The sequence below is a fragment of the Pedobacter changchengzhani genome (genome assembly GCF_004354365.1).
Classification (GTDB): Bacteria; Bacteroidota; Bacteroidia; order Sphingobacteriales; family Sphingobacteriaceae; genus Pedobacter; species Pedobacter changchengzhani.
On record NZ_SJCY01000003.1, the window covers coordinates 147,259 to 160,545 of the forward strand.

Consider the following 13,287-nt stretch of genomic DNA (forward strand, 5'->3'; position numbering starts at 1 on the left):
AAATTCGTATTTTTAGAAATAAATTCATGGCTTCTGTTGCAGATCAATTAGATAAGGTACTACAAAAAACCGCACGAGTAATCGAGCTGGTTGATGCGTTACAAGAAGAAAATGATTTATTAAAGCTTGAAAATCAATCGTTAAAGGTTGCGTTAGATGCTTCAAAAGTAAAAGGTTTAGATCTTGAAGAGAAATTAAAAGTTACTAAACTGGCAAAAAGTATTGAAGGTACGAGTGAAAAATCGCTTGATATTAAACAAAAAATTAACGATTTTGTGCGGGAGATTGACAAAAGTATTGCCTTGTTAAAAAAATAACAAGACAAAAAACAGAAACTAAAGCTAAAAATGGGAGAAATCTCGATTAAAATAACCATTTCCGACCGTATTTACCCGTTAAAAGTAAATACAGAAGAGGAAGAAATTGTTCGACGGGCATCGAAAATGATCAACGAACGCATAAAAGACTATCAAGAAAATTATGCAGTTAGAGATAAACAAGATTTACTTAGTATGGCTGTGCTACATTACGCCACAGCAGTATTAAGAACGGAAAATAAGGTGCAAAGCCAAGATACAACCGTTGCCGATAAAGTTGACCAATTGGATGTTTTATTAGATAATTTCTTTTCAAAATAAGGATCGTTCTTTATATTTTTTGTTATTAGGAACTTATTTCAGATCGTAAACATTGAAATAAACCGAGTAATGATTAAATTAATTAGTATAAAAACATAGCCGCAGCTAGTTTTTGAGTTTCAAATTTTATAAAACTTAACACTTCAATATCTATAGGATTAAGAGGGCGTATTTCATCTGCTTTTAGCACCTGAAAATGGCTTAAATCCTAATAATGCTTAGTTGGGGTTTAAAATGTATGAGACTTAAAGATTTAGTTGCGGTTTTTTTATTTAAAAACAAAAAATGGAGATTGTAGAAATATTAGGATATGTATTTGCCTTAATTGCCGGGGTAGGAATTGGCGTTGTAATTGGAAGGTTCTTGTTGCGCACTTTGCTTAAAAAGCAAGAAGTTATCGCTCAAACTAAAGTTAAAAAGATTTTAAAAGACGCAGAAAATAACGCAGAAATTTTAAAAAAGAACAAACTTTTGGAGGCAAAAGAAAAATTCTTACAGTTAAAAACAGAGCACGAACAAGAGGTTAATGCTAAAAACAATACCATAAACCAACGCGAAAATACCATGAAGCAGAAAGAGCAATCGGTAAACCAGCGCATGGAGAACTTCAATAAAAAGGAAAGCGAGCTAGATAAACAAAAAGTTAATTTAGAAAAGCAAACCGAGCTTGCTGTTAAGAAGCAGGAGGAAGTTGAGGTTTTGAAAAATCAGCATTTAACGCAGTTAGAAACTATTGCAGGTTTATCTGCAGATGAAGCCAAAGAACAGTTGGTAGAGAATTTGAAAGATGTTGCACGTACCCAAGCAATGATTCAGATTAAAGATATTGTTGACGAAGCAAAACTAACGGCGAGTAAAGAAGCGAAAAAAGTAGTTATTCAAACCATTCAACGTACGGCAACTGAGGCTGCGATCGAAAACTCGGTTTCTATTTTTCACATCGAAAGCGATGAGATTAAAGGTAGAGTAATTGGTAGAGAAGGTAGAAATATTCGTGCTTTAGAAGCTGCAACTGGTATCGAAATAATTGTTGATGATACACCAGAAGCAATTATTTTGTCGGGTTTTGATCCAGTTAGAAGAGAAATTGCAAGGTTGGCTTTACACCGTTTGGTAACCGACGGACGTATTCACCCAGCGCGTATTGAAGAGGTTGTTGCCAAAACAAAAAAACAAATTGAAGATGAAATTGTAGAAATTGGCGAACGTACAGTGATCGACTTGGGTATTCACGGTTTGCACCCAGAGTTAATACGTATGGTTGGGCGTATGCGTTACCGTTCATCTTACGGGCAAAATCTTTTACATCACTCTCGTGAGGTTGCAAATTTTTGCGCAACTATGGCTGCAGAGTTAGGATTAAATGCGAAAATGGCCAAACGTGCTGGTTTACTACACGATATCGGTAAAGTGCCTGATGATAATCCGGAATTGCCACACGCAATTTTAGGTATGCAATTGGCCGAAAAATATAAAGAACACCCAGAAATTTGTAATGCAATTGGTGCTCACCACGATGAAATTGAGATGACATCGATGATCTCGCCAATTATCCAAGCTTGTGATGCCATTTCTGGTGCCCGTCCTGGTGCTAGACGAGAAGTGGTAGAGAGTTACATTAAGCGCCTAAAAGATTTAGAAGAGTTAGCACTTTCTTACCCAGGCGTAGAAAAAACTTTCGCAATTCAAGCAGGTAGAGAATTACGTGTAATTGTGGAAAGCGAACGCATTACCGATGCTCAAGCAGAATTATTAGCTGCAGATATTTCAACTCGTATTCAAACCGAAATGACTTATCCAGGGCAGATTAAGGTTACCGTAATTAGAGAAACGAGATCGGTTGCTTTTGCAAAGTAATTAGCTTTATCGCTCAATTTTTGTTCCGATTTTTATCTTAACCGAACGACGAATCTACATCAAGTCATCGGATGAATATCGCAACTTTGTAGATATTCATCCGATTACTAATAAACAAATACAAAAGCGATGATCATTATCATCGCTTTTTTTTTAAATTTATATCATGAGCAAGAAAGTAAATACATCAGAACCCAAACGCCCTGTTGATGTTTTATTTGATAAATATCAAGAAAGTCACAATAATCAAACGAATGAATTAATCCATTGGATTTGTGTACCACTTATCGTTTTCAGCTTATTGGGCTTGGTTTGGCAAATTCCTTTCCCGCATTTAGATTTTATGGGTAAGTACAATGGATTTTTCAATTGGGCATCTATTCTTATCGCCTTTGCCTTATATTATTATTTTACGCTTTCGCCGGTGCTGTTTTTTTTAATGATTTGGGTAATCGGTTTATTTAGTTTCCTAATTGTTAAAATAGAACTTATTGTAGGTTTAGGGAGCAGTACTGCATATTTAATTTATGCATCCATATTTGTTGTTGCGTGGATCGGTCAATTTATTGGGCATAAAATAGAGGGAAAAAAGCCATCTTTTTTAGATGATGTGAAGTTTTTGTTGATTGGGCCAATTTGGTTGTTGCACTTTATTTGCAAGAAAGTTGGGGTAAAGTATTAAAACCTTAGTTGTTATTAATTTGATGTTAAATCTTTGTTGCTTCAGTTAACAAATTTGGTTCAAACAATAACATTAAGTTAATTTTGAATTAATACAGCTTGTTCATTTTTGTGAAAAATAAAATCACTAAAAATGAAACAACGTTTACTCTATTTATTTGGCTTTTTAGCACTGTTGCTAAATGTAGCAAATGCACAAGTTACCACTTCGGGTGTTAACGGTAAAATTAAAGATGATAAGGGAATTATTCCCGGCGCAACTATCGTAATTTTACACGTACCAACCGGTACTACCGCTAAAGCTTCATCCAACGAACTTGGTATTTATCGCATTGGCAATTTAAACCCCGGCGGGCCATATAAAATTACGGTAACCTATGTGGGTTACAATCCTATTGTAAAAGAAAATATTTATTTAACGCTTGGTGCTGATCAAAAAATTGATTTGAGCTTAATCGAGCAAGGTAACCAGTTAACGGATGTTGTAATTAAAGGGAAAAAGGGTGGAACTAAATCTGGAGCAGGTACAAATATCGGCGAAGGACAGATTAAAACGTTACCTACAATGAACCGCAGTTTGCAAGATGTAACCCGCGTTACCCCACAAGGAAGTAAAGACAACACTTTTGGAGGTACAAATTTTAGATATAATAACGTAACAATTGATGGTGCGATAAATAATGATGCCATTGGTTTTAGCCCTTCGTTAGGTGGCCAAAGTGGAAGTTCTGGCATGCCCGGAAGCAGTACACGTACCAACCCTGTATCGTTAGATGCAATACAAGACGTTACCGTTTTACTTGCGCCTTATGATGTTAAAGTTGGGAACTTTTTAGGTGGAAGTATAAATGCCGTAACCCGCGGTGGTACAAATGATGTTGTGGGCTCTGTGTATGGTTATGGTAGAAATGCTAGCCTTATCGGAAGAAATAAGATTGGAGATAATGCTAAAGAACCAACCGCTTTTCACGATTATCAAACAGGCTTTCGCGTTGGTTTTCCAATTATAAAAAATAAATTATTCTTTTTTACAAACGAAGAGATTACACGCCGCCAAGACCCAATCATTTTAGGTGCTGGTTCTGCTGATATGAAGCTATTAACCTTAGCAGAGGCCAAACAAATAAGTGATTATACAAAATCTGCTTACGGTATTGATGCTGGGAGCTATGATAATTACAATATCTACTCCCAATCAAACAAGTTTTTTAACCGGTTAGATTGGAATATTAATGAAAACAACCAGTTAACAGTTCGTAACAACACCATCATTTCTAAAGCTACAAATTTAGAGCGCGATCAATCTAATTTTAGATTTGGCGGTATAGATTTTAAACAGAATAACAATCAAACATCAACAGTTGCAGAGTTAAAATCTCGCTTTAATAATGCAACCACTAACGATTTGATTTTAGGTTATTCTACAGTACACGATTTTCGAAATCCACTTTCTAACCCCGCTGTTCCACAAATAGAAATTTCATCGGGTGGAGGAACTTTGTTTTTGGGTAGCGACCGTGAAGCGAGTATCTTTAATATGAAACAGAATACTTTCGAAATTACTGATAACTATACTTTTAGTAAAGGCATTAATACCTTTACGGTTGGTACACATAACGAATTTTATAGCATTAATTATGGTTTTGTAAATGCATGGAATGGTCGTGTGGGTTACGCATCGGTAAATGATTTTTTAAATAACAGGCCAAACAGGGTACGCGCTAGTTACAATTATGATGATAATAGTCGCGATAACATTATAAATAATCCAACGGCACAGTTTGAGGTGAATATGTATAGTGTTTACGGGCAAGATGAAATTCGAGTTAACGACTGTTTAAAATTAACACCGGGCTTGCGTTTCGATATGGCTAACCTCCCCAATATGCCTACTTTAAGTTCTAAAACTACAAATTCTCCAGTTGATGCAAATTATGGTACAACTTATACTTACACACAACCATCTGCGATAAATAATAAGTTTTTAAATAAAATACAAATTTCACCACGTTTGGGTTTCAATTTTGATGCGTTAGGAGATCAAAGCTTAATTATACGTGGCGGAACAGGCTTGTTTACTAGTCGTATTCCATTTGCATGGATTGGTTATGCATATTACAATAATGGCGTAAACTATGGCGCATTTGATAAAAGTTACGCTTACACAGGTTTAACACCGGTAACGCCTGCCCCAGGCTCTGACCCGATAAAAGATGCTTTATCAGGTAAAGGCGAAGCTGGGTTTGTGGCTAATCAGGGTGTAAATGTGAAAGATGCTTCTGGTGCAACGCAGGTAGATTTAGTTGATAATAATTTTAAGATGCCTAAAGCTTGGAGAAGTAATTTAGCGTTTGATTACAAAACAAATGATGGATGGAAATTTACTTTAGAAAGTATTTTTAGTCAGGTAATTAAAGATGTTCAATTTCAACAGATTAATTATGTAGATAATCCTACTTATAAAGTGTACGATACACAAAAGCAACAGCCGATTTATTCTGGTGCAAAAATTAACCCATTATACACCAACGCATTTTTATTATCTAATACAGACAAAGGGTATAAATATAGCTTAACAGGCCAAACTAGCAAATCATTTCCTTTTGGTTTAGATATAATGGTGGCTTATACTTATGGCAAATCGAAAGACATTTCTAATGGTATCCGTAATTCAATGGAATCTAACTGGCAGTTAAATCAATCACTAAGTCCTAATAATCCTGGTTTAGCTTATTCTAATTTCGACATCAGAAATAGAATTATCTCTACCATAAATTATAAGTTAGATTGGAATAAAAATGGTAAGTATGTATCTAATTTCTCGTTATTTTTTAGCGCACAATCTGGCGCACCATATTCTTTAGGTTTAGTAAATACCAGAATTAATGGCACCGGCCAAACGGTTAGTTTATTATACATTCCAACTGAGGCTGAAACAAGCAAGTTTTTTCCAAATACCGTGGCTGGCGCAGCACAATCAGCAGCATTTAGTAGTTACATAAATGGCGATAAATATTTAAGTACCAGACGTGGAGATTTTACCGAACGTAATGGTGCACGCACGCCGTGGAATGCTCAAGCAGATTTTCGATTCTCTCAAGATATTCAAGTGTCTAAAGGCAAAAATCCACACGTACTTACCTTCACTTACGATATTATAAACCTTACAAATTTAGTTAATAAGAATTGGGGTGTACAATATTTCTCTCCAAATACATACAATTCTATGGCAAGCGTTGGTATTAAAGTAGCTACTCCTGCAACGCCAACTGCCTATCCAGTTTATACATTCGATCAAGCAAATACATCGTCGTATGCAAAAGATTTCTTCGGCTCTCGCTATCAAATGCAATTGGGTTTAAGGTATAGTTTTTAACTTCCGAATAATTTAAAAATGCAAAAAAAAACTCCTCTGTCGGTAGATAGAGGAGTTTTTTTTCGTGCTAAATTAATTGTTTCCCAAATTGTATAAACCCTTCCGTAAAAAACTTAATAGCGATACATTACAATCTCTATTCGGAATTTCATTCAATAATATCGGTTTTCCTATTCTGATGTGAAGCTTATGCCCTTTTTTATTAAATAACTCCGAAATTAATTTAGCAGTTTGTAATGAAGGATGAATCATCTTTAAAATGCTAAAAAACATACCATTATTACCATGAAAATAAACAGGCAAAATGGGTACGTTGGCTTTAGATATAATTTTTCCAACTACCGGATGCCATTCATTATCGGTTATTTGTTTTTTCTTAATATGATATGAAGATACTTCGCCCGCGGGAAATATGGTAACCGGTGTACCACTACTTAAGGCCTTTAAAGTAATTTTTAAACCGCTGATGCTTGAAGCGTCTTGTATTTTTTCGAATGGATTTACGGCAATAATGCATTTCTCAAGATTGGGGATTTTTTTCAATAAGAAATTTCCCATAAACATGGTATCTGCTCTAACCTCGCCGAGTGTACTTAATATTGCCAAAGATTCTATGCCACCATACGGGTGATTGGCAATGGCAATGAAAGCACCGTTTTTTGGTATATTTTTAAGGTCGTCTGGATGTATTTCAACTTCGATACCCAATGTTTTAAGCAAATGATCTGCAAAAGGTGCGCCTTCCAAACCATTTGATTCGTTGATGATGTTATTAAACTTGTCAATCTTCATCAATTTCATTATTGCCGAAGCGAGCCCAGGAATTGGTATATATGAAAGACCGGTAGCCTTCGAAAAATTTTCTTTAGATATGAGATCCATAATTTGGCGTTTAAAAAAGCGTATTGCTGTATTTTCACCCAAATTAATGAATGTGTAATTTATAAATACGATAAAAAGAAGTAGAAAGTTTGTTTGGCTTAACTACAACTTATAAAGCGTTAATAAAGGTAACAGATTAATTCAATTGATTGACCTTTAGTTATAGATTAACAAACTATTTTCAAATTATTTTATTTTCTCAAAACAATTTGAAATTTTTATTGTCATGTATATAGTTTGTTTGGTTTAGTTTTATTGGTGGATGCCTGTAAAACATAAATATTAGCCTCATAGAAATATGGGGCTTTCTCATTTTTTTTCAGAATTAAAATTTTCTTCATCAAATCTTAATAAATAAAGGGTATCATTGTAGTGTAAGGGGTGAGAGCCTTACATCAATCAATTGATTGAGAGCGTTAATTTAGATTGAGGAGTACAACTTTGTTGTGCTCCTTTTTTTTATGCATGTATTTTAGATAACAAAATATTAACGTACAAGTAACAGGGTGATATTATTTTTGTTGTGTAGATATTGGTAGTATTTATACAGTTTAGTTAGTTGATAATAAAAAACCCAGATGGATGTCTGGGTTTTTTAATAAGTAATTTACAAATTCTTGCCAATTTTTTCAATCATCCCTGGTGGGATATTGTGTGTATCCACCACCAAGAATCCATCTAAACAATCAGAAAATTTAGGATCGATATTAAACGAAATGATTTTAGCATTTAGATTCATGTACTGCCTTAAAAGCACAGGAACTTTCATGTGCGAGTTTTCAATGTCTCCAATAATACTATCTAAATCTTTAAAAGATTCACTGCTATCTACCAACGTATCTGTCGAAATGGGAAGTAAATCTGCCTTAAATTTATTTCTAGGCTTTACGTACGTAGCCATTTCATAATCAAAATGATTTTTTGTAATATAATCAACAATTAAAGCTTTACTGAATTTAGAAAAATTATTACTAATACTTACCGGGCCGAAAAGATAACGGTATTGAGGATTATCGATAAGGTATTTTAAAATGCCTTTCCACAATAGAAATAAAGGAAGGGGTTTGCCTTGGTACTCTTTTCTAATCCACGATCTTCCCAATTCAATTCCCTGCCTCAAAACGGGATAAAACTGATCTTTAATTTTGAAAAGCTCAGATAAATAAAATCCTCTCCGACCCATTTTCTCTAAAATTTCGTCGCCTTTGCCAATTCTATAAGCTCCAACAATATTTTCTAGTTCATTATCCCAAATAAATAAATGATTATAATAAATGTCATAGTTATCTAAATCTATCTTCTTATTGGTTCCTTCGCCCACCTCGCGAAAGGTGATTTCGCGCAACCGACCAATTTCTCTTAAAATATTGGGTATTTGTAAAGTCGGCGCAATAAAGACTTCATAATTTTTTTCTGTCCAGATTTTAAACGCCTCTAAAGTTTCAATTTCGGTTTTAAGTAAATTACGGGGTGTTTCCTCTATTATTGGAGTAGGTGTTTTTTTAATTTTAAAAAGTTTTAATGGGTTAAAAATCGTCTTTTCTTTATCCAAACCAATCCCTAAAGCATAAGTCCTTGCCCTTAAAAATTCCATTAACTTATTGCTTTTGTTCATATTCGATATTTCATCGATAGCAATGGGTTTGCCTACACGAACTTTAATGATACGGCCGTGTTTATTTAAAAATTCTGACGGTAGCTTTGCGGTACGAAGCGTGGGGTGAATAAAACTTAAAATATTAAATAACACACCATTATTGCCATGAAAATATATAGGTACTACCGGCACTTTAGCTTTAGCTATCAATTTCCCAACAACCGGATGCCACATTCTATCGGTTACTTGTTGCGCATCTAATTTGAATGTAGAAACTTCACCCGCCGGGAAAATGCCAATAGGTGTACCGCTTCTTAATAAATCGAAAGTTAATTTTAAACCACTAATACTGGAAGAGTGCTGTACGTTTTCAAAAGGGTTAACGGCAACAAAAAATTCATCTAAATTTGGTATCTTTTTTAAAATGAAGTTTACCATCACTTTCGCATCTGGCCTTACGGTACATAATAACTTAACAAGTGCCAAGCCTTCAATGCCTCCATACGGATGGTTTGCAATAGCGATAAATGGACCGGTTTTAGGGATATTTTTTAAGTCATCTTCATCAAAATCAATCGAAACACCTACCGTTTCTAAAATTTTATCCACAAACTCTAATCCATTAAAGTGTTGATTTTGAGAAAAAACATCATTAATCTCATTAAGCTTCATAAGTTCCATCATCAAGCCAGCTAAGCCAGGTACGCCAAGTTTATCAATTTTAGTAGCCTTGGCAAATTCTGAGGTCGTAATGATTTTCATCGATATATTTTCTTTTAATGGTTATTGCGCATACCAGATGGAATTTTAATACCGCTAGGCTTTAAAATATAACGTTCGCGCCACTTATTTTTTAAGTGCAAACTTTAATCTGGTTATTTAGTAAAGATGATCTAATTTTTAGAATATCACACCAATTTGCAATCCCAAAAATATGATTTATATTTATAATTAATACGTCATAAACGCACTCAAAAATGAAAGCTGGATTTAATAAGCATTTTGGTTTTAGCAAAGGCGAGTTTAACGGGCTTTTGGTTCTGATTTTTTTGATCATTGGACTTAGATTAACGCCAATAATTTACAGTCATTTTGAAACCAATGATGGAGATGATGCCGCCACAATGGCTACAATCCAAAGGATAGCGCTCATTTCAATAGAAAAGGATAACTACACAAGAGATCGGATTGAGGCTTCAGAATCAAAAATACCCGCTAAACTTTTTTCTTTCGATCCAAATACTATTGATGCATCGGGCTGGCAAAGTTTAGGGCTTTCTGTTAAGCAAGCACAATCTATCGTAAATTATCGAAACAAGGGCGGAAAATTTTACAAAGCAGAAGATTTACAAAAAATGTACACCATTTCTCCGCAAATGTATCAGAAGCTTTTGCCCTATGTACAGATAGATGATAAGGTTACAAATGGTTATACAAAAAAAGACTTCCAGTACGAGAAAAAAGAATACACCAAAAAAGCGTTGGTTATTGTTGAAATTAATCAAGCAGACTCTGCCCAACTCGACGAAATAAAAGGTATTGGTGGCGCATTCGCAATGCGGATTTTAAAATACCGAGAAAGAATTGGTGGGTTTTATAAAAAAGAACAATTAAAAGAGGTTTTCGGATTAGACTCTGTTAAATATGAAGAAATTAAGGCACAGATAACTATAAATGCTGATGCCGTAAAGAAGATTAACATCAATACCGCAACTTTTAACGATTTAAAATCTTCTCCGTATCTCAGTTACAAACAAATGAATGCCATCATCCAATATAGAAAGCAACATGGTAATTTTGCCAGTGTTGCAGATTTACAACGAGTAGCTATTCTTACACCACAGGTGATAGAGAAGATTTCTCCTTATCTTTTATATTGATAAAAAAAACGCCGCTAGTGACATGAAAGAAAACTTCTTTAGCTAATAACCTGCATTAAGCCAAGATTTATTTTACTTTAACATGTAGCATGAATAAAAATCGCTTTTAATTTAAATTTACAGCTTAGTATTGTATAACCAAAGGTATTGAACCGAATACCATTTCATTCTATATTTTGCAGAATATTACATGGTAATCAACTATAAAATAATTGGTTATACTTGCTAAAATTCATAAAAATAATTAATGACAGATTCATATAATTTCTTAGAGACAGAAACGCAAAGAAGCGTAACCGCTATGGTAAAAGATTTTGCCGAAAAGCATATTCGCTCAAAAGTAATGGAGTGGGATGAGGCGCAAACATTTCCAGTAGAATTGTTTAAGCAGTTGGGCAATTTAGGTTTAATGGGCGTTTTAGTGCCCGAAAATTATGGCGGTTCGGGTTTAGGTTATCAAGAATATGTAGACGTAATTGTGGGCATATCTAGCGTGTGTGGTTCAATTGGTTTATCGCTAGCTGCACATAATTCTCTATGTACAGGTCATATTTTAGCCTTCGGTAATGAAGAACAAAAGCAAAAATGGTTACCAAAATTAGCATCAGCCGAATGGATTGGCGCTTGGGGATTAACAGAAGCAAATACTGGTTCTGACGCTTTACGCATGATGACCACGGCAGTAGAAGATGGAGATGACTATATCATAAATGGATCGAAAAATTGGATTACGCACGGCAAAAGTGGAGATATTGCGGTGGTAATGATCCGTACAGGAGAGAGTGGAAGCTCAAAAGGTATTTCGGCGATTGTTGTAGAACGTGGTACACCTGGTTTTTCTGCCGGTAAGAAAGAAAACAAATTAGGTATGCGCGCATCAGAAACCACAGAAATGATTTTCGATAATTGCCGTGTACCAAAAGCAAATTTACTTGGTAATGTAGGTGAAGGTTTTAAGCAGGCTATGAAAGTTTTAGATGGTGGAAGAATTTCGATCGCTGCTTTAGCTTTAGGGATAGCAAAAGGTGCTTTCGATGCTGCGGTTGCCTACTCAAAACAACGCCAGCAATTTGGGCAACCAATTTCTAGTTTTCAGGCCATAAGCTTTAAACTAGCAGATATGGCTACGGAAATCGAAGCTGCAGAATTATTGATTCGACAGGCTGCTGATTTGAAAAATAGGCATTTACCAATGACTAAGGAATCGGCAATGGCGAAATATTTTGCTTCAGAAGTTGCAGTTAAAGTTGCAACCGAAGCGGTTCAAATATTTGGAGGTTATGGCTACACGAAAGATTTTCCGGTAGAAAAATTTTATCGGGATAGTAAGCTTTGTACGATAGGAGAGGGCACTTCAGAAATTCAGAAAATTGTAATTGCGAGGGAGATATTACGGTAGAGAGGTTGAGGACTGGGCCGAGGTTGGTAATAAGATCGAGGTTAAGGTTGAGGTTGAGAATGCAGGTTTAGCCTTAATCTCAACCTTAACCTATATAATTACCTTACAACTGCGGTTCTTTAACGCTTATTATACTATCTACCACATAAACGCTAAAGCCACGCCATGGAAGCGTATTTTTGTACTCTTTATAATGCAACTCGTAAAATTTGCCGCCGTTACTCATCATTTTCTCTGCAATTTGTTTGCTATTGATAGAGAATTCGAATTCGTTATTTTGCAAAGTACCCGTTTGCTTTGATTTTATACCGCTTTGAATTAACTTCCCTTCGTAGGTTTTAAATACATAACCCTTCTTAACTACATAGTTTAACTCGCCAGCTTTTACGCCTTCGCCAAAAACAAAAAAGTATCTGTAATATAATAGAGCGCCCAAAATTACCACGATAATTATCGTTATAATTGAAATTATTTTTTTTCCAGTTGTCATATCTTTCGTTTAAAATTTAAATGTAGGAAAAGAAAATTCAATATGATTAATTTTTATTGGGTGTATTTAAAATTATGAAATAAAAAAATGATAAACAGTTTCTCATTTTCAATATTTTACCTACATTTGCATCCCCTGATAGAAAGGGAAATTTAAAAACCACGAGAGGAGGTATTTCAGCGTTATGATTATTATTAACATTAAAGACGGCGAATCACTAGATAAAGCCCTAAAACGTTTCAAGAAAAAGTTTGAAAAAACTGGTGTATTGAGAGAGCTTCGTAGCCGTCAGGCATACGAGAAAAAGTCTGTTGCTCGTCGTACTGAAATTAAACATGCTGTTTATATTCAAAACATGAACTTAGATACAACTGTATAGGTTGTTTACTATATACATTATTAAAATTAAATGCCCTTAGAAATTTTTTCTAAGGGCATTTTGTTTTTCTACAAACCACTAGCCAGGCAATCAATCTATAAACATCCC

Annotated in this window: 11 protein-coding genes; 8 read left to right on the top strand and 3 right to left on the bottom strand. The window is 34.7% G+C overall.

The genetic code is table 11. The features are described 5' to 3' along the window. The first annotated feature begins 26 nt into the window (after window positions 1-26). The 5 genes from EZJ43_RS05685 to EZJ43_RS05705 all read left to right on the top strand — a co-directional run bounded on the left by EZJ43_RS05685 (window position 27) and on the right by EZJ43_RS05705 (window position 6,552). Window positions 27-317, top strand: a complete 291-nt coding sequence (locus tag EZJ43_RS05685) for a hypothetical protein (protein ID WP_133261725.1) — start codon at window positions 27-29, stop codon at window positions 315-317. Between the two features lie 30 nt (window positions 318-347). Further along, window positions 348-638 carry a cell division protein ZapA gene (locus EZJ43_RS05690; RefSeq protein ID WP_133261726.1) on the top strand — a complete coding sequence of 97 codons (291 nt, stop codon included), beginning with the start codon at window positions 348-350 and terminating at the stop codon, window positions 636-638. A gap of 285 nt (window positions 639-923) precedes the next feature. Beyond that, entirely contained in the window at window positions 924-2,495 is a 1,572-nt protein-coding gene (gene rny, locus EZJ43_RS05695) for a ribonuclease Y (RefSeq protein ID WP_133261727.1), read from the top strand. A 166-nt stretch (window positions 2,496-2,661) separates the two neighbouring features. Next, on the top strand, window positions 2,662-3,177 hold the full coding sequence (locus EZJ43_RS05700) for an Mpo1 family 2-hydroxy fatty acid dioxygenase (protein ID WP_133261728.1): 516 nt from the start codon (window positions 2,662-2,664) through the stop codon (window positions 3,175-3,177). A 132-nt stretch (window positions 3,178-3,309) separates the two neighbouring features. Beyond that, window positions 3,310-6,552, top strand: a complete 3,243-nt coding sequence (locus EZJ43_RS05705; RefSeq protein ID WP_133261729.1) for a TonB-dependent receptor — start codon at window positions 3,310-3,312, stop codon at window positions 6,550-6,552. Between the two features lie 72 nt (window positions 6,553-6,624). Here the strand turns inward: EZJ43_RS05705 and EZJ43_RS05710 are convergent, their stop codons facing one another. Both EZJ43_RS05710 and EZJ43_RS05715 read right to left on the bottom strand, forming a co-directional pair. After that, window positions 6,625-7,434 (bottom strand): lysophospholipid acyltransferase family protein, encoded by an 810-nt coding sequence (locus tag EZJ43_RS05710; RefSeq protein ID WP_133261730.1) that lies wholly within the window; start codon window positions 7,432-7,434, stop codon window positions 6,625-6,627. 607 nt (window positions 7,435-8,041) lie between these two features. After that, on the bottom strand, window positions 8,042-9,793 hold the full coding sequence (locus EZJ43_RS05715; protein ID WP_133261731.1) for a lysophospholipid acyltransferase family protein: 1,752 nt from the start codon (window positions 9,791-9,793) through the stop codon (window positions 8,042-8,044). A gap of 215 nt (window positions 9,794-10,008) precedes the next feature. Between EZJ43_RS05715 and EZJ43_RS05720 the strand changes: the two genes are divergently transcribed. Together EZJ43_RS05720 and EZJ43_RS05725 are read left to right on the top strand one after the other, a co-directional pair. After that, window positions 10,009-10,911, top strand: coding sequence for a ComEA family DNA-binding protein (locus EZJ43_RS05720; protein ID WP_133261732.1), 903 nt, complete (start codon window positions 10,009-10,011; stop codon window positions 10,909-10,911). 247 nt (window positions 10,912-11,158) lie between these two features. Next, complete coding sequence (locus tag EZJ43_RS05725) at window positions 11,159-12,310, top strand: acyl-CoA dehydrogenase family protein (RefSeq protein ID WP_133261733.1); 1,152 nt, start codon at window positions 11,159-11,161, stop codon at window positions 12,308-12,310. 103 nt (window positions 12,311-12,413) lie between these two features. On the opposite strand, the gene EZJ43_RS05730 is transcribed toward EZJ43_RS05725, so the two are convergent. Then, entirely contained in the window at window positions 12,414-12,800 is a 387-nt protein-coding gene (locus tag EZJ43_RS05730; RefSeq protein WP_133261734.1) for a hypothetical protein, read from the bottom strand. A 184-nt stretch (window positions 12,801-12,984) separates the two neighbouring features. On the opposite strand from EZJ43_RS05730, the gene rpsU reads away from it, so the two are divergent. Further along, window positions 12,985-13,179, top strand: coding sequence for a 30S ribosomal protein S21 (gene rpsU, locus EZJ43_RS05735; protein WP_123205457.1), 195 nt, complete (start codon window positions 12,985-12,987; stop codon window positions 13,177-13,179). The last annotated feature ends 108 nt before the right edge of the window (window positions 13,180-13,287 follow it).